Origin of the sequence: Rhizobium zaerense (genome assembly GCF_051810725.1) — a bacterium.
Classification (GTDB): Bacteria; Pseudomonadota; Alphaproteobacteria; order Rhizobiales; family Rhizobiaceae; genus Rhizobium; species Rhizobium leguminosarum_I.
This window is the reverse complement of the sequence record NZ_CM132690.1, coordinates 1,025,582-1,048,678: the sequence shown is the minus strand read 5'-3', so window position 1 is coordinate 1,048,678 and position 23,097 is coordinate 1,025,582. Positions and strand designations below refer to the sequence as shown.

The window sequence follows — 23,097 nt, the reverse complement described above, 5'->3', positions numbered from 1 at the left end:
GCGGAGGCAGGTTGCTGTTGAGGTCTCTTCACTGCGCAAGTTTCGAACAGACACTATAATCCCGAGGTCAGGACCCGGTGGCATGCAGGCGACACGCGTTGCAAATTGTCCCGCAGACAAGCGATAGCCCGTCCTCCGCCCAAAGGCACCGTGCGGCACAGAGCCTGAAAATCCGATCCGCAGGTTTCGCGCAGGATCATCAGTTCCTCGCGCGGCGAGAAGGCCGGCATCATGGTCCGAGGAACAGGCGTGGTCGCAACCGTCGCGGCAGCACCGCCGCTGGCTGGGGTTGATCCGGCTGATCCTCCCAAGGCTGATCCTCCCAAGGCCGCAACGGCCTGCTGACACGGCGCCGATAGAGCGGCACTGTGCTGTTGCAAGCAGCTGAGCGCCTCGGTACCGCCCGGTTTGACACCAGAGCATTGCGCCATAAAATCGCGTTGGCAAGCCGATTTGACGGCATTGCGCTGCGCCTGCGTCGGTGCGGCCGTCGCCGGCGCCGGTGTGGTCGCCCCGGTGGTTGCGGGCGCAGCCGGGGCCGGTTCCGCGGATGTCGACTTGGGTTTGCTCACCGCCGACACCGCCTTCCGGCAGCCCGCCGACAGTGTGGCATTATGCTGTTGCAGACAAGTGAGCGCCTCGATGCCGCCCGGCGTCACCCCTGAACATTGCGCGATGAAATCGGAGCGACATTCCGCCTTGATCGCATTGCGCTGCTCTTCGGTCGGCGCCTGCGCGGACGAGGCGCCAGCTAAGAGCACCACTGCGCAGAACGTTGGCAATCCCGAGATAGCAAAGAGAAGAAGACGCCTTCCATGCGGGGCCGTCAGTAGAGAAGATGCCCATTTTCGCATTATTCCTCCTCCCATAAATCTCTAATCTACTTCATGAAATCGAACGTCCTGCTGAATAGGATAATAAACGCCCGTCAGTTGGAGGGACGTTGCTTGCCGCTGCGGAAATATTAAAACGGCGGCTCCACGTATATTAGAAGATTGCTATTTTAGCAACTATCGTGCGCCTGAAAACTGATCAAGGGAAACGTATCACTCATCAGCCTGATGATCGGAAATCATCCATCTCAAAGCAAGCTAACAGGTACTGCGAATACATGCTGCCGTCATGCCGCAGTCTGGTACCCTCTTGAAGCCGCGCGCTCGTGGCCTTCAAGCCGAAAGCGCGCAATCATGTCGGTAAGTGCAAGCGCCTCGGACGATAGCTGTCTGGTGGCAGCATTCGTCTCTTCCACCATCGCCGCATTTTGCTGCGTCATATGATCAATATCGTTCACCGATGCGTTGATCGAATGGAGTGTCGTCGCTTGGTCGCGGCTTGACGAGGCAATGAGCTCGATATGACCGACAATATGGACGATCTCGCTGGAAATCTCCATCAGCGCATCGCCGGTGCGACCGACGAATTCGGAGCCGGATGCAACCTCTCGGACGGAATTGTTGATGAGCTCACCGATTTCCTTGGCTGCGCGAGCCGACCGCTGCGCCAGCTCTCGCACTTCCTGCGCCACGACTGCAAAGCCCTTGCCGGCCTCACCCGCTCTTGCCGCTTCGACTCCTGCATTTAGGGCCAAGAGATTGGTCTGGAAAGCGATGGAGTCGATGGCGCTGACAATCTGAACGATCTTGCCCGACGCGTCCTCAATTCGTCCCATGGCCGAAACCGCGTTTTGGACCACTGAAGCCGAGGCGTCGGCGCCCTGTTTGGCGCGTTGGACAAGCGCAAGCGCTGCTGCTGCCCGTCCTGAAGAGGTGTTGACGGCGGAAGAAATCTCCTCCACTGCCGCTGCGGTTTCCTCAAGTGCGGCGGCCTGCTTTTCCGTTCGGCTGGCCAGGTCATCAACGGCTTCCGCCATCTGTCGGCCATTGTCGCTGATGAGGGAAGACGTCTCGCGGATATCGCAAAGCGTCTCCCTGAGACCCGCGACGGACATGTTGAAATCGGTACGGATCCGGTCGAGGTCGGCGGCAAAGGGCGTATCGATCGAAAAATTCAACTCTCCCCGCGACAGCCGCGTGAGCCCTTCTGCAAGCGCCTCGATTGCGGCGTCAACCTGGACCTTGGCGCTACGTCGCTCGAGTTCGTTACGGGCGCGCTCGGATTCCGCATCGCTCCGCGCGATCTCGGCCCGATGTTCCATATCGACATTCGACAGCGCATTTTGTTTGAAGACGGAAAGCGCTCGGGCCATTTCCCCGATTTCGTCGCCCCGTGCCTCGCCGGTGATTGCGGTATCGAGCCTTCCCTCTGCGATCTTGCGCATCGCTGCGGTAATCTGGGTGATCGGTCCCTTCAGGGTGACGACCAGCGCGGCACCCGCGGTCATAGCGATCAGGATGCCGAACACAATGGCGCCACCGGATATCCTATTGGCCTGTTGACGATCCTGCCCAGCATTTTGCCTTTGCGTCTCGGCGAATTGAGCAAGCAGGTTCCAGGTGTTGTCGATCTGCGCAGCAGCGCTGTCGAATTCCGCCAGCTTGCGCGCCGCACCTTCGGAGAGCGCCGCAGCGTTTGCTGCAAGCAGATCGAGGACGGGTTGAGCCTTCTTCGGAATTTCGGCAAAGACAGGATCGTCGTTCACCACGCCGGCAAGACGGCCGAGCTCGGTCTGATACATGTAGATCGACTGCTGGACTTTCTTCACTCGCGCGTCGTCTGGATTGCCGGCGAGTTCGGCGAAGCCGACGCGGATCTCGTTATTGCTGTTAACGATGGCGCGCAGTTCGTTGCCGACATTCGTCGCCTGCGAAATATCCTTGTCCGACGCGGCAAGCGCGACCACGGAGGTTCGCATCAGATCGTCGCCAACCGCCTTGAGACTGTCGCCAGTTACAGCAAGATTGGCAACGGTGGCATCCGTTGCTGGGACATCCAAAGTGTCAGGCGACACCTTCGAAGCGTTGGCAATGACGTCCACAGCAGCGGCATACTGCGCGGCGAACGCTTGTTTGTCGGTCGCGACCGCAGGCGAAAGCTGCTCCTTTGCCTTTTGCAAATCGGGCGCGTATTTGGCTAACAGGCTAACTTTGTCAGCCGGCGTCATCGCATTCGTATAGTCATTACGCAGTTTTGTCGCGACACTGGCGGCGGCGCTGACGGAGACGGAATTGTTCAGTCCGCCCTTGTTGGCATTTTCCGTCTTCTTCGCGCTAGCCATCAGCATGAACGAGCGCTTGCCAACCTGCCCTTGCAGATCAAGAAGTGCCGCGGAAGCAGCGTCAACATCACTGAGAATTTTCTGCTGCCCCGTTTCGATTTGCCAGATCGCTTCGATCTTCTGCGGGATGATTTGCGATTGATCGAGTGCCCGGTCAAGAAGCCCCACATCGGTCGTCGGCCTTAGGCTCTCGATCGTCTGCTTCAGGTTGCCCAGTTGCTCTCGGGCATCCGCAAGCGCGGTATCACGGGCTTCCTGCGACGGCTTCATCAGAAAGCCGGTCATGCTGGAAGAAACATGTTTGAATCCGTTCAGGGACTGCAAAACATGGTTGGAGATCTCCATCCGACCTTCGAGAAGGCTGGCCGCGTAATAGCCCGTCAGCCCCACTGCGCATAGGCTAATGACGAATGGCGCCAAAAGTACCAGCACCTTCGTCTGAATGCGAACCTGCGACATCAAACCATTTACCACGAATGCACCCCCACCACCGGTCGGAGCCAAACTGTCATTCTTTGCTTAAGAACCGATAAATGGGTTGATCCGAGGATTATGCACGCCTCATCTGTCGAGGCATGAGGCATGAGGCATCAGAAATGCGGCGATATCTGTGATGACATCCATCGATTCACCCGGATTATGGGCAACGTCTTCAACAAACGCTCTCCATTGCCGTTGCTTTTGCTGATCCTCTGCAAATGCTCCGCTAATCCTCAAGTCAATTGGCGACGATCTGGCGGCGCTAAGATTTGTCGACAGGCTCGCTGTTTGGGTTGGGCACGGGCGCCTCCCTCGTATCTCGGGGCGGATCTTTGCGATCGTCAGGGTCCGGTGGCGCTTCCTTGTGGTCGGGGCGATTGACGCGCTGGTCTTTAGGAATGCCCTTCTCGGATGGGGCAGCGTTTTTTGCGGGCATGATCAGTTCCTCCACTTCACGCGTACGAACCGATCGAAGACATTGAAGGTTCCGACCGCCATCGCAGAAGATATCGACGTATTGGCAGCCGCGGGCAGCGGAAGGTCCATGTCTTTGATATCGGGCCAAAGGTGGGCCGATCTCTTGCTCACTCTTTTGGGGGAAGAAGCGCGCGCGGGCCCTGCTACAGTGATACGATATTCTGGTTCAATTGCTCGTCAGCACGCTGCGCCGCCAAGGACCTGAAGCTCTGGCAAAAGTTTGAGGGATTCGTCGTTCAACGAGTCCTTCGCTGCGACCAACGAACGCGAAGGCACGGAGATCGCCCGGCAGATCGTCGCCACCTCGCTCGACGATCGTGCGCGCATGTTCTTCGTCACCCACATGTTCGAGTTCGCCAGCGGCTTCGCGGAGGAAGGCTGGTCCGACGTGGCGTCCCTGCGCGCCGAACGCCGGGACCCGCAGTTTCAAGCTTACCGAGGCGGCGCCTTTGCGCACGAGTTTTGGCGAGGGATCTCTATATTGGGACATTTTCGCAGCGTCGGCCGGAGGCGCCCATCAATCGAACGGGTGACCTTGAACAATCCTGCACCGCCGGCGGCGTTGCGAGCCAGGCGACGCGGGCGTAAAATGAAGTTCTGTGGACTGGGAGCGATGCAAGCATCGTGGAAGGAGGTCCGACATGAACCATGTGCTCTCAAGTGACGGCCCGTCGAGACCGCCGTCACAACCGGCTGGTGTCATCTTCGCCGACCATGTGCATGAGATCACCGTCCATGCCGATATTCTCGCATTGCTGCCCGATCCGGCAACAGCGCGCTCTTGCCTTGATATCGCCGAGGATGCCGCAGGTGCCATCAATGGCACCATGGCCGCCGCCCACGTCGGTGCGGATCCGGAAAGGATGATCGCTGCGGCCGAGGAGATCGACCTGCAGCTACTGAGAGAACACGATGAAGGCTCGCCGTCGCAGCGGTTCGAGCGTGTCGCACGCGCTTTCGAGGATTGGAAGCAAGGTAAGCCTGGTCGAGACCGGCTCCTTCTCGACGATTGCCGCGGCGATCTCGATCGTTGCGTGACGACCGAATGCCATGAGACGGCGCTCGTCGTTGCCCCGTGCCATGGCAACATGGATGCCCGTGACACGTTCCACGACATCCTGCTCAACGAACGCAAGTTGGTGCTGGTGCCGCCACCCGGCCAATATGCCGGCAACCTGCTCGGCCATGTCGTGATTGGCTGGAAGCCGCAGGATCATGCGCAGCGCGCCGTCGTCGCGGCGAGACACTGGCTGGCGACGGCCGATCGCATTACCGTTCTCTGCGTCAACGACAGACCCGACGGAAGTTATCAGTTCACGGCGCGGGAACTGCTCAAGCAACTCGGACTCGACGGCGACGTTATCGCGATCAACTCAGGCGGCCGCTCCGTCGGCGAAACGATCCTCGATTTCGCAAAAACCGAGAAGGCCACCTGCCTGCTGATCGGCGCCTACAAGCACGGATATTTCTTGGAGTTGCTGCTCGGCCGCGTCACTCGCTATCTGTTGTCACATAGAACGCTTCCGATAATGATGAAGCATTAGCTACACTTGGCGGTTATGTGACTGGCATGGGCCAACGAAAGCCGCTACAGAGTCGATATTTCCATCAGGCGCTATCGACCGCAATACCGATGAACGCAACGACAGCACCTCAGTCTCGAAGCTTACCCATTGCATTCGGCGGAGGTGCAATTATCGGCACCCTCGGCAGGCTGGTTGGCCTTGGCGGCGCGGAGTTCCGCTTGCCTCTTCTGATCGGCCTTTTCAGTTTCGCGGCCCTGGAAGTGGCCATCCTTAACAAGGCCATGAGCCTCGTTGGGGTCGCAACCGCCCTGCCGTTCCGCGCCGGAACAGTGCCTTTCGCCGCTCTCGCTGAGAACTGGCTTATCGTTTCCAACCTGCTCGGTGGAAGCCTGTTCGGTGCATGGTTTGGGGCGGGATGGGCAACGCGCCTGAAATCGGCGGCGCTCTACAAGATCATAAGCGGAGATCTTCACCACAATCAGATGACAGGCGACGATGCGAGGCCGGAGAAACTGCAGTGGAGAGCGTCTCTACTCGCGTTGGAAATTAGCGAAACAAGAAGTGGGCAGGTCAGGAGCCGCTTGACCGGCTGCCGGCCTTTGTCGACACAATGGTGCGATCGTAAACGGACGCGATGGACGACCTCACACAATGACAAATCTCGTCGTTATTCTCTTCGGGCTCACCTATCTCGGGATGGCATTGGGACGCGTCCCAGGACTTAGAAGCGATCCATTTTCCGACCTTGCTTTTGCTTGGCGGCTTGATGATCCTTTCCGCGCGTGTTGGTGCAAGCGGCTTCTACGATGCGGCGTCGGTTTGGATAGCGGGCCAGGCAGGCAGGCCGCTGCGCCTGCTCGCCTTGACGATCACGGTCGGCGGCATCCTCTCCGCCTTCCTTGTCAACGATATCGTTGTTTTCGCCATGACGCCGCTGCTGTGCACCGGCCTCAAAGTGCGGAAACTCGACCCACGGCCATTCCTGCTTGGTCTCGCCGCGGCCAGCAATGCGGGTTCGGCCGCCACCTTGATCGGCAATCCACAAAACATCCTCATCGGTCAGGCCGGCGCGCTGGGGTTCTGGCCCTATTTCGCGCAGGCCGTCATCCCGGCGATCGCAGGTCTTGTTCTCAGTTTCGGATGTATCGCGTTCATCTGGCGATCAAGTCTCGCAGCGGCAGACGACGGCGCACCCCTCGAGCCTGTAGCCTTCGACCGCGCTCAGGTTGGAATCTGTACCGTCGCCCTTCTTGCGCTGCTTGTCTTGTTTGCCACGCCGCTGCCACGCGAGATCTCGGCTCTTTTGGTCGCCGCCTGCCTGATCGTAAGCCGCACCCTTCCGACCCGACAACTCTTCGGCGAAATCGATCTGCCATTGCTGATCCTGTTTGCGGCCTTGTTCGTCGTCAACGACGCCTTCGCGCGGACCGGAATTCCGGAGGAGGCCGTGCGGATGCTCGCCGCCCATGGCCTCCTTCCCGATCGAGTTTCGTTCCTTGTGCCGATCTCGCTTTTTCTGAGCAACACGATCGGCAATGTTCCCGCCGTGGTGATGATCCTGAAGGTCTGGCAAGAGATCCCGGAGGGGGTCCTGGTCGGCCTCGCCATTCTTTCGACGCTGGCCGGAAACCTGTTTCTGGTCGGAAGCCTTGCAAATCTGATCGTGGCCGAGCGTGCCTCAGCCCAAGGGGTACGGCTGACTTTTCGGGATCACGCGAAAGCTGGCGTACCGATCACACTCCTATCCATGGTCTTCGCTGGCCTCTGGTTGTGGCTCGGTGGTTTCATGCCTCTTTAGGCATGCCTGGCAACTCAGGCTCGAACTGAGATAACCTTCAGCATCATTGTCCATGTGATCAGACCGACACCAATCCAGATCGCGATGATGGCGACCATGGCTCCGCACCGCAACCCGCCGCTACCGAACCAACAACAGCAACCAAAAACCGCTGGAGCGAACTCAAAACTGGATAAAACTTGGGGGCAAGGTCTCGACCCACCGGTAAGCAGAAACGCAAAAGGCCCGCAGGAGGCGGGCTTTTGCGTATGTGTATTTGGGATTTGGTTGCGGTGGCAGGATTTGAACCTGCGGTCTTCAGGTTATGGTCCGCAGGACGAGGAGCTACCATCGCCAGCGAAGATGAAGTCTTCGCGCCAGCGATATTGCTCAGGAGTGTATTTGGGATTTGGTTGCGGGGGCCTGATCGCACAGAGACTTGTAAAATTGGTCGAGATTCGAGGATGTCTCTGAGGCATAAGTAGATTTATGGAACTGGCGTGTCCCGAAGGCATGCCGACATTCCGATGGTCGGGGTGGCATGCCGCGCATCCGGTAGGAAATACTTAGGCACGCACCCCAGATTAGCGTCGTCGAGCGGCTGGCGGCTGAGGCGTGTACACGGCCAACCCACGGCTCATCAATGGCGAAACGGAAAACGCGGTGCCGCCGGATCTGGATTCGCCGCATTTCCAAGCATATCGGTCTTGCAGCTCTCTCTGAACCTGCGATAATCGTCTTCCGGGGGGAAACAGATGACGATCACGCGAACGCAGCTAACCAACGATGAATGGAAGTGGCTGGTGCGGCTTTGCCAGCACGAAGCGAATAGTATGCCCAAAGAAATAGAAACGAGGTTTGTTGAACTCGGCCTGTCCGGACCGAACGGTCTTCGCGAGCACGCTAAGGCCTTGGTTCAACGGGAGTTATTGAGCGAGCGCCGGAATAGGTTGCAGGGCCTTCACTGACTGATTGTCTCGACCGCTGAGTACGAACGCCACTCGCGACATCGCTGATATTGGAACGGCCGCGGCAATGAGTGGGGATGAAGACCCATTGTGACGCTCTTCGGTCACGAACGGCCGCCGACCGTTTCTGGTTGAGGCGGAACATTTGATCCATTACCGCTTCTGGTTCGAGGCAAGCAATGCAGAATTCAGGCTATTTTCTCGAGACATTTCAAACCCGCTCTGCAATAATTGCGCCCTGTTGTGAGATCATTCCTCGACCATACTCCACTGAGAAACAAGTTTCGATCTCCGGCCCCGTGAGATAGACATCACAGGCGCCATAAGCGCGTGTTCTGCTTGGACGCGCCAATCCCCGGAGTTGCATCATGATAATCGCGCCGCAGCAGCGGATCTATGTCTGCTTCTTTCTCTTCGCTGTGTCGCTGGGGGCGCTGCTGTCGAGGATGCCGGATTTGCAGGTTGCACTTGGCGTCAATAAATCCGAGCTTGGGTTAACGCTGATAGGGGCTGCCATCGGCGCCTTAATTTCGTTGACCTTATCTTCGCCCTTGATCGCCCGGCTCGGCGCGCGTACGACCGCATTCATTACTGTTCTCGGCACGTCTGCGCTGCTGTCGCTGGTGCCTTGGATCGGTGCGGCGCCAGTCGTATTCTGTGTGCTTTTCGTCGAGGGGCTGCTCGCCGGAGCGCTGGAGATCAATCTCAACGTTGAGATCGACCGCATCGAAGCGCAGCTAGGACGCGGCGTGATGAACAGAGCGCATGGTTTCTGGAGCCTCGGCTTCTTCGTCACAGCACTTGTCTCCTCAATCGTCCGCCAAGCCGGCATTTCGATGCAACTCCATCTCGCCGTGACCTTTGTCGCGGTTCTTGTCATCGGTATCTGGACGATTGCCGGCATGCGGAATGCGCCGGCGCGGATCGCGTTGCATGAAGGCAAGGCACCGCCGGTAGCGCTTCCCACCTGGGGCCTCATGCCGCTCTGCGTGATCGGCATCGCGGCCTTTCTCGTCGAAGGTGCCGGGATCGACTGGTCGGCGATCTATATGCGCGACGTTTTTTCGGTCGAGCCCTTCATTGGCGGACTGGGATTGACGCTCTTTACTTTCTGCATGGCGCTGGCGCGCCTGTTCGTCGATCCGCTGGTCGATCGGTTTGGCGCGCGGGCCGTTGCCACGATGCTGCTTATTCTTTCGGCGATTGGCATCTGCGCGGTATCGGGAGCGCCGCATCCCTATATCGCGCTGGCGGGCTTTGCCTTGATGGGCGCTGGTTGCAGTGCGGTATATCCCCTCGCCGTCTCGGCGGCGGCCCAGCGCATAGATCGAGCGGCGCATCTCAACGTCGCCGCCCTCGGCCAGATGACCTTTGTCGTTTTCTTCCTGGCGCCGCCGCTGCTCGGTTTTATTGCCGAGCATGCTGGAATCCGGATATCCTATCTGGTCTGCCTTCCGCTGATCATTTACGCACTCCTTTCGGCCAAGGCGCTTCCTACGCGCCGGGCTGCCGGCGGAGCTAGCGCCGCGGCTGTTCGGAGCCTCAACGGTTGACGGATTGTGCTGCCGGTTTCGGCGCCTCGACGAGTTCAGCGAAAAGTATAAGCGAGCACGCCGTGGAGGCGTGCTCGGCGCTCCCACAACGTGTATACGTTTAATGTCCGCGATGAAGTTTCAAGAGAACTTCGCCCCTTGGACGTTAACGCCTGGATTGCCGTCCTGAACGCGCAGCTGTCAAGATGTGCATCGCGCCCCGAACCTCTGCCAGTGTCTCGAGCCTGCTAGGCGCCACCTGGGAGACACTTCGCAGGCATCAGAACACGGCAAATCGAGACGACCGTCGCTGCAGACACCGAGGCGGGCCAGGACGAGGATATAGTGCGCGAGGTACTGAGGGCCGGTGACGAGCAAGAAGTCAAGATGCCGAAACAGGAACCCCTCCTGCATGGTTGCTTGCCGCCTCTCTGCAGATCGCCATATAACGCGCGATGACGTTTGATTCGAAGATTTTCGTAGGCCTGAGGCCAACGCGCAAAAAATCAGCTCCGCTCAGCGAGCTTTACCAGCAGAAATGCCAGTGGGACGGTTGCGAAAGCGGCGGCACCAATCGTGCGCCCGTTGGGCGAGATGCAGAAGGTTTGTACCTGATGTTCTGTCCTCAACATGCGAGGGAATACAATAAGGGTTATAATTTCGCGAGCAATCTGTCTGATCCGGTGACCGCCCGCTATCAGAGGGAAGCAGCAAACGGCAGCCGAAAGACGTGGGGGACCCGCGTTGAGCCGGCGACAGAGACGCCGCTTCCTTCGACCGTTCGCTCCGGTACGGCAAAAACTCTTAACGCACGCAAGATTGCTGCACGACATCAGGCCACGAAAGCCGATCTCCAGCAGCGTAAGCTCAAGGTATTGGAAGCAAAAGCTTTCGAAACGCTTGGCCTTTCGCAGGACGCGACGCCTGTGGAAATTAGGCGACGCTACAAACTGATGCTCAAGATGCACCATCCGGACGCTAACCGAGGAGATCGAAACTCCGAAGATGAACTCCGGGCGGCAATCGACGCCCATAAGATCCTCAAGCTGAACGGATTCTGCTAGATCCGAGACACGCTCTTTGCGGTCTATGGTGAGTGTGAGCTGTAGGTTGTTGACAGATGGATGCAGAGCAACTGGGCAGCGCGACCGCTCGCAGCAAGAGGTCGTCGCATTAAACAATGACGTTCAGCCTAAAGGCGTGAGGCAAGGACGACCGGTGCTCGATCTCTGCCGGGCCACATCACTTTTCGCAAAGCCGTCGGCTTCCGGAATATGGCTGATAAGTACAATCGGATGGACGAAAGGAGCGGTAACTGCGCGAGCAGGCGTTTATATTGCAAGATTGCCGTGCGCCTTGACCATCGTTCGCCGCTTCTGTCGATCGCACTCCGTTCAGCATCGGTTCGGTCGCCGCCTCGCGCATGAAATCCCGCCAAATATGTGCTGGCAGGGCGCCGCCCGTCACTCCCTTCATCGGCGCGTCATCATCATTGCCAACCCAGACACCGACGACGAGCGCTTCCGTGAAGCCGATGAACCAGGCATCACGATTGTTCTGGCTCGTGCCGGTCTTGCCGGCCGCAAACGTGCCGGGATCTGCCCCACGTCCAGTCCCGCGCTCGACCACCAACTGAAGGAGGCCGAGGAGATCGGATTGGTAGGGCGAAAGATCGACATTCGGCTTTGATTGTAAGCCAATTCGAAAGGCCTTAGGCTGCCCTGCCGCTTGAAAGTCGATGATGCCCCAGGGCTTCACGGGTGCCCTACCGAGCTGGACAGACGCGTAGGCGCTGGTGAGGTTGAGCAGATTAACTTCGGATGTGCCAAGCGCCAGAGACGGCGTGTTGGCCAGCGGCGCATCGATGCCGAGTTCGCGCGCCGCGGCAATCACATTGTCCAGACCTACCTCTTCGGCAAGCGCCACTGACGCGGTATTGAGCGATCGCGCGAACGCCTCAGCAAGCGTCACCCAACCGCGATAGCTGTCGCCGGAATTTTCAGGCGACCAGCCATTGATGTCGATTGGCGCGTCCAAAACCTGGTCAGACAAGGTGAGCCCAGCCTTCAATGCTGCGTAATAGACGAACAGCTTGAAGGTAGAACCGGGCTGTCGCATCGCAGAGACCGCACGATTGAACTGGCTTTCCTTGTAGTCACGCCCGCCAACCATGGCAACGACCGCGCCATCGGGCATCATCGCAACTAACGCGGCCTGCGATGCTCCGACCGTCTTTCCTTGACTGTCGAGAGCACTTTTCACGACCCTTTCGGCGATCAGCTGCAACTGCGGCACCAGCGTGGTGCGCACCGTGGTCGAACCTGGTGAGGAGCCGGCGATTTCGCTCGCTTGCGGCGAAATCCAGTCGGCAAACCAGCTTCCGGAGCGCGGCGTGGGCGTCGTAGGTTGCAGCCTGGCAAAGCTCGTCTTGGCCTGAGCCGCTTGTAGTGCGGTGATCTTGCCATTGGCCGTCATCGCATCGAGAACGACCATGGTGCGCTGCCGGGCGCCTTCGAGATTGTCGATAGGATTCCATTGGCTCGGCGCCCGCAGCAACCCCGCCAGCATCGCCGACTCCGGCAGGTTGAGGTCACCGACATCCTTGTTGAAATAGATCCGAGCGGCCGCAGGCATGCCGGTGGCGCCGGCGCCGAGATAGACGCTATTGAGATAGCGCGTCAGGATTTCCCTCTTGCCGAGCTTCCACTCCAGCCAGACCGCGATGACAACCTCCTGAACCTTTCGTTTTATTGTTCGGTCGCTGTCGAGGTATTGCAGCTTGATGAGCTGCTGGGTGATCGTGCTGCCACCCTCCACCACGGAACCGGCCTCCAGGTTCCGCAGAAGCGCCCTCCCGATGCCCCTCGGATCGATGCCGAAATGATTCATGAACCGGCGATCTTCAATTGAAAGGACGGCATCGATCAGATGGGGCGGAAACTGGTCGTATCGAGCATATGGCCCTTGATAAGGTCCCTGTCTCACCAACGGCGCCCCGTCAGCGGTTTCCAGCACTACCACCGGCTTTAACGTTCCATCCCGGATTTCGCTCCAAGGCACGTCTTTGAGTGCCCACACCAGCAGGCTTCCTGCGAGGAGGCAGCCAAGAACGGCCAAGCCAACAGCGAACTTCCGCCAGCCCGGAACGAGCGATGCGCTGCGGCGACTTTCACGCGGCTTTGAATGCTGATTGCGAAAACGGCGCCCGGCTTCGACTAAAGCAGTCGTAATGCCTTTTTGGGGAGATGACGTGAACGGCGTCGATGTCTTTAGCTTCGTCTTCCAAGCCAATGCGGCCGTGCTGATCTTTGTCAAAGCTGAACTCGCCTGCAAATCTTGGCGCAGCGCACGGAACAGCGTCCTGACGGCTCGTCGGGTTTGGCCGAAGGATTCTTGGGGCGGTTGCGGGTCGTCGGATTGAGAGGTTCCAGGCAGATCCGAGGCGGCCGCTTGCGCTGCCGAATTTACTGTCTGATTGCGAGCCGAGCTCGAGTTGCTAACGCTTTCACCTGAGGATTCGGGAGAATTGGGCATCGGTTACCGCTAAAAAGCCAACGCAGCATATCTTTATAGCCGGGCGATGCCGTGTGTTCTACCGCAAAAGGCGTCACATGGTTCCGAGCGCCTGGCGATAAACCGAGCTGGTGGGGCACCGCCGCCGGGAACGACGTTGAGCGATCACTATATTTCCGCGTTGTCGTTGAACGGTAGGCCGCGAGTCCTCCATTCGTCCCTCAGTATATCTTCCAGGTCCTCGACAGTGAACTCGTCGAAGTGTGCCCAGAGTTGGACGGCCAGCGACTTCAAATTCGACGTTGTTGCTGGGTCGGTTTCGGCCACCGCGGCAAGCCGATAGATTTCCTCGCGGAGTGCGTCATTCCCTGTCATGTCGCTCCTCATGGCACTGCGCCATCACCTCCTGAGTGATGGCAGGCGGCCATCATGGTAATTCCTAATGGCCTAGGACAGTTCCGATGAAGCTGGCGATTTCAGATGTTGCCCGCTCTATGATCTCGGATCGGCTTTTTTGATCAGTGCCGACGGAGGCAAAGAGGCTGCCCCATGAGGCCGGGCCGGCTGAGGAGCCGGCAGCAACAGCAAACGTCAAGATCCACCGCGATTGAATAGGCCGAAATTCGACCCGCAATTTGTCCCTTCGTCTGTCGAATGCGCGGACGAGACTGCGGAATTTCGACGTCACCTGATGCGACAGGTGGATGCCGAGCTGAGTTCAGCCTTGAGCCCGGCTCGGCGCGTCAGGGGTGCAGTTTGCGACCTTTCCCGGAACGGCGGTGGGCATCCGCCCTGGATTTCGCCAATACGATCGACAATCGGGGGGATCGACGGGGACCCGATCTCCTGCACTCGTATGATGATGTCGTCGTCCTCGCACAACGTCCCGGCCTCATAGATGAAGAACAAATGGCCGGACTCAGTGCGTTTGCTAAAGCTCATCCCCCGCAGAGCCGAGGCCTCATTGAAAGAAGCGGTGATCCTTCGTGAAGCAATCTATACACTCTTCCTATCGGAAGGCGCCTGCCAGCCTTACCCGCATCAAGCATTCGAAATCGTCCACGACATTGCCACGAGGGCTCGCGCCCGGCAGGTGCTATCCAAAGCCGAGGACGGTTTTCGGTGGCTGCTGCCGCTTAAGGACCCGAGCGACCTCGTTGCGCTGTTCGCCGTTTTGGCAGTTGAGTTGATCACCGGGCGCAATGGGCGCCGCCTCATCCGGCAATGCAAAGGCGATAATTGCGGGTGGTTGTTTCTCGATACGTCAAAGAGCGGACGGCGGCTTTGGTGTTCCGAGGCCACCTGCGGTACGCACGCACGCGTAAAGCGGTTTTGAACGAAGCATCGATAGAGATGCGGAAGTCATTTGCTGCGGCTCTTGATGAGATACGAACCATGGGCTTTACCGCCTCTTTTTCCAAGATGCTGAAAGTCGGCCTTGTGGTGTAACCCACAACAGATCTTTGCGACCTCAAGAACCGCTTTCGCCTTCGCCGTTGGGAGCCAGCGCAGAACGGATGTAATCAAGCAAAAACTGTCCGTTGAACGGTTTTGTCAGGCAGCCGACGACATCCGCGTCCAATGCTGACGCGCCCATATTCTTTTCCGGGAAGGCGGTGATCAGAATAGTCGGAATGCTCTTGCCCAGTGCGACGAGCCGGCGGTGCAGATCGAGTCCGCTCGTTCCGGGCATATTGATGTCCGTCACGAGGCAGGCCGTGCGGCGGATATGAGGCGACATCAAGAAATCATCAGCGGATGAAAAAGACTCGGCGTCAAATCCCATCGACCTCATGAGCCCCTTTATAGCGTCCCGCATCGACTCGTCGTCGTCGACGATCGCAATCAGAGGTCTCTTGATTGGCACTGCCGCCTCCCAACTTCGCCGACCGGCATCGGGCCGAATTAGCGTTGTGGCGCGCTTGACTGGATGGATTAATATTGAACGGCGACAAAGGCGTCGCAAGCTATACATTCGTATAGAGATCTAAGACTTGCGCGACCAGCGCGGCATCGCGGGCCATGTGGCGCATCGGCACGACACGGCAGACTGCTGGACGCGCAAGCGCTTTTGGGGCGGCCCGCATCCAGCCTTGTGGCCAAGGTAATTATCGCGCATTCTAGTGTGCGAAAGAAGACCCGTTTCGACACTAGGAAGGAGAGAGGAGTAGTGTTCTCATCGCGTGACCGGCGCTATGCTTGTTGGGCTTCGCCCGCTGCTGCTGCGATGGGGATAGATAGTATATATTCCCAAAACGTCGATTCACCTTGGGAGTTCTGACGATTGACCGAGGCGCCAGCCACCATCATTGTCATAGATGATGACCCGGAAATCCGCGAGGCGCTTGGCAGTCTGCTGCGTTCCGTCGGCTTTGCCGTCAACCTCCTTGCTTCGGTCGGCGACTTCCTCAGATCTGGGCGACCCAACGGGCCGACCTGTCTCGTGCTCGATGTCCGGCTCCCGGGGCAGAGCGGTCTTGATTTTCAGCTTGAGCTGTCGCGAGAAAATATTCAGTTGCCCATCGTCTTCATTACCGGGCACGGCGACATTCCCATGTCAGTCAAGGCGATGAAAGGGGGCGCGGTCGAGTTCCTAACGAAACCGTTCCGAGACCAGGATTTGCTCGATGCCGTTCACGTCGGCCTGGCGCGCGACCGCGCGTGGCTTGAAAATGAAAAGTCCTTGGCGACGGTCAGAGCGCGTTTCGATAGCCTGACGCCGCGGGAACGCGAGGTGATGGCTTTGGTGGTGACCGGACGACTCAACAAGCAAATTGCAAGTGATCTAGGCGTGAGCGAGATTACCGTGAAGGTTCACCGCAGCCAGGTCATGCAAAAGATGGGTACCAGATCCCTGCCCGAACTCGCGCGTATGGCTGACAAGCTGATGCTCGCGCCGGGAAAGCCACAAACGCACTCGTAAAAGTCTTGGCTCCGCGTATAGCTCACCCCCTCCCCATTGGTAATCGATCCTTCCTGGTGGCCGATAGCCCCGGCGGGGACCCTCCTCTATGATGCCGGTTCTTTCGTCCTCCACCTCCTCCTCCCAGGCCGTATCGCTCCCGATCGGCCCACCTTGAGCCTCCCCACGCGGCGGGAGGCTCTGGCTCCCTTTAGGCCTCAGAGCGGGCAAGACACTTTCGTCTTCAACAGCGACAACGAATCGCAACCGTTGGCACGACACGCCGAAGCACGCCGATGTTGACCATGTGCTGGCCTTGTATCTTAGGCGACTCCGCGGCCGTACCACCTGCCCGGCTGCTGGGTAAGACAAGGAGAGAGACCGTCACCCCGATCGTCGTCGGACCCGGACGACGTCGCCGACATGTCGATCGCCGAGCGGAAGTTCGCTGATGGGTATCCGTGCCGGTATCCCAAGGTATCGCAAGACCAAACCACAGTATAATTTCCCGTCGTCCCTTCCGTCGCTAGTGTCTACTCGTTGCCTCGGGCAGGTAGCGAATCCCCCCGTTGCTACCACTAAGCTTCGGCGCTCCTCCCTCCGAAGCTCTGTGGGGCCATGACCCGCCTGACCGCCCAGCAGCCGCTGGGCGGTCTTTCGTATAGGTGCACCACGAGCGAACGGGTGGGCGATGGCCGCTCGTTGTTGGGACGAACAGGCGAGATGTGCTAAAGAGGTGGGGAAGTGGCCGAGGTTCGTCATATGTGCTCGCTTTTGCCAATTTGACTGGACGGATCTCCGAAATGAAAGTGGCAGTGCCGGAAGCACATCCTCTTTCTTCTGCGTTGGTGGAGATAGGAGTTTGGAGGTTCTTTGGGAGGATGGTGATCGCGTGTTCCACCGTGAACGGCGCCGGGGTGCCGACGGCAAGTGGAACCAGGTACTGGTCGTACTTTCGGCGCTCGAACACCCGACACCTACGAGCCTCGGCCGCCTCGACCATGAATATGGATTGAAGGATGAGCTCGATAGCGCATGGGCGGTGCGACCGCTTGCGTTGGTACGCGAAGGCGGGCGTACCATGCTGGTGCTTGAAGATCCGGGGAGCGAGCCGCTCGCCGGGCGGCTCGGAACGGCAATGGAAACGGAGCTTTTCCTGCGCATTGGGATCGGCATCGCCGCCGCGCTCGGTGGGGCCCACCAGCGCGGTCTCCTTCACAAGGACATCAAACCGGCCAATATCCTGGTAACGGGCACGGGCACCGAGGTGCGGCTAACAGGCTTCGGGATCGCCTCGCGTCTCTCCCGCGAGCGGCAGACGCACGAGCCGCCCCAAGTGGTCGCCGGAACGCTCGCCTATATGGCCCCCGAGCAGACCGGGCGCATGAACCGCTCCGTCGATTCCCGCAGCGACCTTTATGCGCTCGGCGTGACGCTCTACGAAATGCTGACCGGCAGCCTGCCGTTCTCCGCCTCCGACCCGATGGAATGGGTGCATTGCCACATTGCACGACGGCCGACACCGCCCGACGAGCGGGTGGCGGATGTTTCACCGGCAGTCTCGGCCATCGTCATGAAGCTGCTCTCCAAGACGGCCGAGGAACGATACCAGACGGCAGGCGGCGTCGAGCACGATCTGAGCCGCTGTCTCAGCGAGTGGGCAACGCAGCGCCGGATTGACGCATTCCCGCTCGGCGAACGCGACATCCCGAACCGCCTGCTGATTCCCGAGAAGTTATACGGGCGGGAGCACGAGGTCGAGACGTTGCTCACTGCCTTCGACCGCGTGGTGTCGAGCGGGGCGCCGGAGTTGGTGTTGGTCTCTGGCTATTCCGGCATCGGCAAGTCGGCGGTGGTCAATGAACTCCACAAAGCTCTGGTGCCGCCGCGCGGCCTTTTTGCGTCCGGCAAGTTCGATCAGTACAAGCGCGACATTCCATATGCGACCCTGGCGCAGGCGTTTCAGAGCCTTGTCCGGGAGCTTCTCGCGAAGAGCGACGCCGATTTGGCACTCTGGCGCGAGACGCTGAGAGAGGCGCTGGGGCCGAACGGACGACTGATGGTCGACCTCGTCCCCGAACTAAAACTCATCATCGGCGACCAACCGCCGGTCGCTGAACTTCCGCCACAGGATGCGGAACGGCGATTCGAGCTGGTATTCCGGCGGTTCATCGGTGTCTTCGCCCAGCCGGAACATCCGCTGGCGCTTTTTCTGGATGACTTGCAGTGGCTTGATGCGGCGACGCTCGATCTGCTGGAAGATCTCTTGACGCGGTCGGATCTGCAACACCTGATGTTGGTTGGTGCCTATCGCGACAACGAAGTCACCGCCGCCCACCCGCTCATGCGGAAACTTGACGCGATCAAAACCGCCGGTGGCAAGGTCGCGGAGATCACGCTTGCGCCGCTTACTAAAGACCATCTCCGGCAGTTGACTGCGGATGCGCTCCACTGTCAGACCGATCGTGCAGCCCCGCTCTCACAAATGATGCACGAAAAGACCGGCGGCAATCCGTTCTTCGTCCGTCAGTTCCTATTTTCGCTCACCGAAGAGGGAATGCTCGCCTTCGATCATGACACGGCATGCTGGTCCTGGGATCTCGGGCGCATTCACGCCAAGGGATACACCGATAACGTCGTGCACCTCATGGTCGGCAAGCTTGAGCGCCAGCCGCCCGAAACGCGGGAAGCGTTGCAGCAGTTCGCCTGCCTTGGAAACATAGCAGATATTGCGACGCTCTCACTCGTCCTCGGGATATCAGAGGAGCAAGTCGCCGGCGCCTTATCGCCTGCCGTCGCTCATGAACTGCTCGAGCGGTTGGCAGACGCATACCGGTTCGTCCACGATCGCGTTCAGGAAGCCGCCTATTCGCTGATCCCGAAGGAGCGACGCGGAGAGTTGCACCTCCGCATTGGGAGGCTGCTTGCTGCGAACACCGCGCCGGAGCTGATTGACGATTATGTTTTCGAGATTGTCAGTCAACTCAATCGAGGAGCCGCACTGATCACCTCAACTAAGGAGCGCGAGCAATTGGCCGAGTTCAATCTGCTGGCCGGCAAGCGCGCAAAGGCGTCGACGGCATACGCCTCGGCGCTCAACTATTTTGTAGCAGGCACGACGCTGCTGCCGCAAGACGCCTGGGAGCGCCAGCGCCAACTGGCCTTCGCACTTGAGCTGAACCGAGCCGAATGCGAGTTCCACCTTGGCGCGTTACCGGACGCGGAGGAGCGATTAGCACAGCTTTCCAATCGTGCTGTCTGCTCCGACGATCAGGCTGCTGTCGCCTGCCTGCGCATCGAACTCTATGCTGCGCTCGGTCAGACCGGCCGGTCGGCCGCAGTCGGTCTCGACCATGTGAGGCAACATCTCGGCATCGACTGGGCGCCGCATCCGGCCGACGAGGAGGTGCAACGAGAATACGGCCGAATATGGTCGCAGCTCGGGAGCCGCGCGATCGAGGAACTCATTGATCTGCCGTTGATGAGCGACCCAGCATCCTCCTCGACGCTGGATATTCTCACCCGTCTGGTTGGGGCGGTATGGCATACGGATGCAGATCTGGCTTGCATGGCAATCTGCCTGGCTGTGAACCTGAGCCTCGAGCGAGGCAACAGCGACGGCTCCTGCTACCATTATGTGTCGCTTGGCTATATTGCCGGACCGCGCTTCGGCGACTATGAGGCCGGATTCAGGTTCGGTCAGCTAGGCTGCCATCTCGTCGAAAAGCACGACCTGAAGCGCTTTCAGGCCAGGACTTACAAAGACTTCGGGGCTCACGTCATACCGTGGACGAAGCATGTCAGAACCGGCCGCGACATCTTGCGGCGAGCGCTTGACATTGCCAACCAGAGCGGCGACCTCACGTTTGCCGGATACAGCTATGTCAGTTTGAATTCGAACCTGCTGGCGGCGGGAGATCCGCTTATGGAAGTGCAGCGCCAAGCGGAGATTGGCCTCACGTTCGCGCAGGAGGTGCGGTTCCAGTTCGTTGTAGATCTCGCCAGTGCGCAGCTCGGACTCGTCCGGACCCTGCGCGGGTTGACCCGCAAATTCGGCTCCTTCGACGACGAGCGATTCGACGAATTTGAGATCGAACGTCGGTTTTCCGAAAATCCGAATCTTGCGGAAACCTGCTACTTTGTCAGAAAACTGCAGGCGCGGTTTTTTGCCGGCGACTACGAGGCGGCCGTCGATGCGTCATTGCGGGCGCAGAGGCTGCCATGGACATCGGTGTCGCATTTCGAGGAAACGCCGGAGCATCATTTCTACGGTGCGTTGGCCCGCGCCGCATGCTGCGACCATGCTGTCTCTGAGCAGCGGGCGTGGCATACCGAGGCTCTCGTCGCCCACCACCGACAGCTTCAGATCTATGCGAAGAATTGCCCGGAGAACTTCGAGAACCGAGCCGCGCTGGTCGGCGCCGAAATAGCACGCCTCGAAGGCCGCGAAATCGACGCCGTGCGTCTTTATGAACAAGCGATCCGCTCGGCGCGCGCTAACGGCTTCGTTCATCATGAAGCCCTCGCATATGAACTCGCCGCCCGCTTTTATGAACTGGGAGGCTTCGAGGATTTCGCTCGTCTCTATCTCCGCAACGCGCGTGGCTGCTATCTGCGCTGGGGCGCCGACGGTAAGGTGCGGCAACTTGACCAACTCTATCCCGACCTGAGAGGCGAAGAGCGCGCCTCCTCTCCAACAAGCACCATCGGTGCACCGGTCGAACAGCTCGATCTCGCAACCGTTATCAAAATCTCGCAGGCGGTGTCGGGCGAGATTGTGCTTCAAAAGCTGATCGACACCGTGTTGCGCACCGCCGTTGAGCAGGCGGGCGCCGAGCGCGGCTTATTGATCCTGCCGCGTGGCGGTGAGTCACGGATCACGGCAGAAGCCACGACGGGCGGCGAAACGGTCTTGGTGCAGATGCGTGACGAGATCGTGACAGGAGACACCCTGCCGCAATCGCTCCTTCATTATGTCTTGCGCACAAGCGAAAGCGTCGTTCTCGACGACGCCATTGCTCAGAATCGGTTTTCCGCGGACCCCTACATTTGTCAACACCGTGCTCGTTCTGTTCTTTGTGTGCCGTTGCTCAATCAGGGCCAACTGGCCGGGGTACTCTATCTCGAAAACAACCTCGCCCCTCGGGTCTTCGCGCCGGCCAGGATCGCGGTGCTGAAGCTGCTCGCCTCTCAGGCAGCGATCTCACTCGAGAATACCCGGTTGTACCGCGATCTCGCTGAACGCGAAGCCAAGATCCGTCGCCTCGTCAAGGCCAACATCATCGGGATCGTCATCTGGGATATCGAAGGTCGCATCCTCGAGGCCAACGACGCGTTTCTCCACATGGTGGGATACGACCGAGACGATCTTGCCTCGGGTCGGCTATGCTGGACGGAGCTGACGCCGGCCGAATGGCGCGACCGCGACGCACGGACCGTCGCGGAGCTGAAGAAGATCGGGTCAGTGCAACCGTTCGAAAAGGAATACTTTCGGAAAGATGGCAGCCGTCTGCCCGTGCTGATCGGCAGTGCTCTATTGGAAGAAAGCAGGGACGAAGGCGTCTCTTTCGTCCTCGATTTGACGGAGCGCAGGCAGGCCGAAGAGGCGTTGCGGGAGAGCGAGGAAGCATTGCGCGTGGCGCAGGGGCAACTGGCCCACGCAAACCGCGTCGCCACAATGGGTCAGCTCACAGCCTCTATCGCCCATGAAGTCAATCAACCGCTCGCCGCCTCGCTCACCAACGCCCAGGCCGGCTTGCGGTGGCTAGGTACCCATCCGCCGAATCTGGAGGAAGTGGCTCAGGCACTCGGCCGAATCGCCGAGAACGCCAATCGAGCCGGCGACGTCATTGGCCGGATCCGTGCCTTGGTCAAGAAAGAGCCGCCTCGCGATGGGCAGTTCGACCTCAATGAAGCCATTCGTCACGTCATTGCGTTGACCAGCAGTGAAGCGCATCGGCAAGGCGTCACGCTACAAACCGAATTCGCGACCAGCCTTCCGTCCGTGAAAGGAGATCGCATCCAGGTGCAACAGGTGGTCCTAAACCTGATCATGAATGCCATCGAGGCGATGAGCGGCATCGACGCAGAAGAACGCGAGCTGCTGATCAGCACCGAGTCAGAGTCCTCAGGAGGCGTGGTCGTCGGGGTGCGCGACTCGGGTCCAGGTCTCGACCCGCAGACCATGGACCGTCTATTTGAGGCTTTCTACACGACCAAATCCAGCGGCATGGGTATGGGCCTGGCGATCTGCCGCTCGATCATCGAGGCTCACGGCGGCCGGATGTGGGCAACCGCCAATGGAACTTGTGGGGCAATGTTTCTGTTCACCCTGCCTCTCGAACGAGACGAAACCATCGGCGCAAAGCCAGCCGACCAAATGGCGGCGTGGGAGACTGCGTAGGACTAACAACTGGCTGAAGCTCTCGCAGAAAGTAGGTCTCTGCGAAGTGTTTAGGCCTTAGGCAGAGCCCCTCGTCGCCATCACCAGACGACGAGGTGCAGCGGAGCTGGATTCACCTCTACGATGCCGCGATCGGGCCGATGGCACTGGCGAAAAGCAACGGTCGCATCGACCACCGTGCGAAATCGCGCAACCGGAAACTGGACGGGGTTGGAGAGCATCAACATGTCTGCACCAGCTAAAGGTGCCAGGCGCCAAGCTTGCTGCTCCTCAATTCTGCACGCAAGAGGCGGTCGGGCTTAATGCATGCTCACGGAAATCGCTGAAGGAGTGAGATTTCCGAA

The 23,097-nt window shown here is 59.3% G+C and carries 14 protein-coding genes and 1 pseudogene; 10 read left to right on the top strand and 5 right to left on the bottom strand.

The genetic code is table 11. From position 1 onward, the window contains the following. Positions 1–53: 53 nt before the first annotated feature. A complete protein-coding gene (locus ACS4RR_RS05075; protein ID WP_456189791.1) occupies positions 54–854 on the bottom strand; it encodes a hypothetical protein in 801 nt (266 codons plus the stop codon). Between the two features lie 266 nt (positions 855–1,120). After that, positions 1,121–3,649 (bottom strand): methyl-accepting chemotaxis protein, encoded by a 2,529-nt coding sequence (locus ACS4RR_RS05070; RefSeq protein ID WP_456189790.1) that lies wholly within the window; start codon positions 3,647–3,649, stop codon positions 1,121–1,123. A gap of 703 nt (positions 3,650–4,352) precedes the next feature. Between ACS4RR_RS05070 and ACS4RR_RS05065 the strand changes: the two genes are divergently transcribed. The 6 genes and pseudogenes from ACS4RR_RS05065 (at position 4,353) to ACS4RR_RS05040 (ending at position 10,999) form a co-directional block, all read left to right on the top strand. Then, positions 4,353–4,796 (top strand): P-loop NTPase family protein, encoded by a 444-nt coding sequence (locus ACS4RR_RS05065; RefSeq protein ID WP_456189789.1) that lies wholly within the window; start codon positions 4,353–4,355, stop codon positions 4,794–4,796. Next, positions 4,774–5,676, top strand: coding sequence for a universal stress protein (locus ACS4RR_RS05060; RefSeq protein WP_456189788.1), 903 nt, complete (start codon positions 4,774–4,776; stop codon positions 5,674–5,676). The genes ACS4RR_RS05065 and ACS4RR_RS05060 overlap by 23 nt, the downstream gene beginning before the upstream one ends. Positions 5,677–5,765: 89 nt before the next feature. After that, a pseudogene (locus ACS4RR_RS05055) lies at positions 5,766–6,119 on the top strand (TSUP family transporter); the annotation flags it as partial. 305 nt (positions 6,120–6,424) lie between these two features. After that, positions 6,425–7,456, top strand: a complete 1,032-nt coding sequence (locus ACS4RR_RS05050; RefSeq protein ID WP_456189787.1) for an SLC13 family permease — start codon at positions 6,425–6,427, stop codon at positions 7,454–7,456. Between the two features lie 1,315 nt (positions 7,457–8,771). Continuing rightward, complete coding sequence (locus ACS4RR_RS05045; RefSeq protein WP_170259929.1) at positions 8,772–9,956, top strand: MFS transporter; 1,185 nt, start codon at positions 8,772–8,774, stop codon at positions 9,954–9,956. A gap of 434 nt (positions 9,957–10,390) precedes the next feature. After that, entirely contained in the window at positions 10,391–10,999 is a 609-nt protein-coding gene (locus tag ACS4RR_RS05040) for a J domain-containing protein (protein WP_222386950.1), read from the top strand. Between the two features lie 178 nt (positions 11,000–11,177). Here ACS4RR_RS05040 and ACS4RR_RS05035 read toward each other — a convergent pair whose 3' ends face one another. Next, a complete protein-coding gene (locus ACS4RR_RS05035) occupies positions 11,178–13,469 on the bottom strand; it encodes a PBP1A family penicillin-binding protein (protein ID WP_456189786.1) in 2,292 nt (763 codons plus the stop codon). Positions 13,470–13,616: 147 nt separating this feature from the next. Continuing rightward, entirely contained in the window at positions 13,617–13,823 is a 207-nt protein-coding gene (locus ACS4RR_RS05030) for a hypothetical protein (RefSeq protein ID WP_026154474.1), read from the bottom strand. Positions 13,824–14,102: 279 nt separating this feature from the next. Between ACS4RR_RS05030 and ACS4RR_RS05025 the strand changes: the two genes are divergently transcribed. Both ACS4RR_RS05025 and ACS4RR_RS05020 read left to right on the top strand, forming a co-directional pair. Next, entirely contained in the window at positions 14,103–14,438 is a 336-nt protein-coding gene (locus ACS4RR_RS05025; protein ID WP_456189785.1) for an ABATE domain-containing protein, read from the top strand. Next, positions 14,347–14,784: a CGNR zinc finger domain-containing protein gene (locus ACS4RR_RS05020; protein WP_456189784.1), complete on the top strand. Its 438-nt coding sequence runs from the start codon at positions 14,347–14,349 to the stop codon at positions 14,782–14,784. The genes ACS4RR_RS05025 and ACS4RR_RS05020 overlap by 92 nt, the downstream gene beginning before the upstream one ends. Positions 14,785–14,919: 135 nt before the next feature. Here ACS4RR_RS05020 and ACS4RR_RS05015 read toward each other — a convergent pair whose 3' ends face one another. After that, positions 14,920–15,315 (bottom strand): response regulator transcription factor, encoded by a 396-nt coding sequence (locus ACS4RR_RS05015; protein WP_170276268.1) that lies wholly within the window; start codon positions 15,313–15,315, stop codon positions 14,920–14,922. Between the two features lie 417 nt (positions 15,316–15,732). Between ACS4RR_RS05015 and ACS4RR_RS05010 the strand changes: the two genes are divergently transcribed. Together ACS4RR_RS05010 and ACS4RR_RS05005 are read left to right on the top strand one after the other, a co-directional pair. Then, entirely contained in the window at positions 15,733–16,371 is a 639-nt protein-coding gene (locus ACS4RR_RS05010; RefSeq protein WP_162115682.1) for a response regulator transcription factor, read from the top strand. Between the two features lie 841 nt (positions 16,372–17,212). Then, positions 17,213–22,753, top strand: coding sequence for a trifunctional serine/threonine-protein kinase/ATP-binding protein/sensor histidine kinase (locus ACS4RR_RS05005; RefSeq protein WP_456189783.1), 5,541 nt, complete (start codon positions 17,213–17,215; stop codon positions 22,751–22,753). Positions 22,754–23,097 lie beyond the last annotated feature (344 nt).

Excerpts from the sequence above, each read along its gene's own strand:
- ACS4RR_RS05075 (WP_456189791.1), bottom strand. The coding sequence starts at position 854 with ATGCGAAAATGGGCATCTTCTCTACTGACGGCCCCGCATGGAAGGCGT.
- ACS4RR_RS05060 (WP_456189788.1), top strand. The coding sequence starts at position 4,774 with ATGAACCATGTGCTCTCAAGTGACGGCCCGTCGAGACCGCCGTCACAA.
- ACS4RR_RS05050 (WP_456189787.1), top strand. The coding sequence starts at position 6,425 with ATGATCCTTTCCGCGCGTGTTGGTGCAAGCGGCTTCTACGATGCGGCG.
- ACS4RR_RS05045 (WP_170259929.1), top strand. The coding sequence starts at position 8,772 with ATGATAATCGCGCCGCAGCAGCGGATCTATGTCTGCTTCTTTCTCTTC.
- ACS4RR_RS05040 (WP_222386950.1), top strand. The coding sequence starts at position 10,391 with ATGACGTTTGATTCGAAGATTTTCGTAGGCCTGAGGCCAACGCGCAAA.
- ACS4RR_RS05035 (WP_456189786.1), bottom strand. The coding sequence starts at position 13,469 with ATGCCCAATTCTCCCGAATCCTCAGGTGAAAGCGTTAGCAACTCGAGC.
- ACS4RR_RS05030 (WP_026154474.1), bottom strand. The coding sequence starts at position 13,823 with ATGACAGGGAATGACGCACTCCGCGAGGAAATCTATCGGCTTGCCGCG.
- ACS4RR_RS05025 (WP_456189785.1), top strand. The coding sequence starts at position 14,103 with ATGCGCGGACGAGACTGCGGAATTTCGACGTCACCTGATGCGACAGGT.
- ACS4RR_RS05020 (WP_456189784.1), top strand. The coding sequence starts at position 14,347 with ATGAAGAACAAATGGCCGGACTCAGTGCGTTTGCTAAAGCTCATCCCC.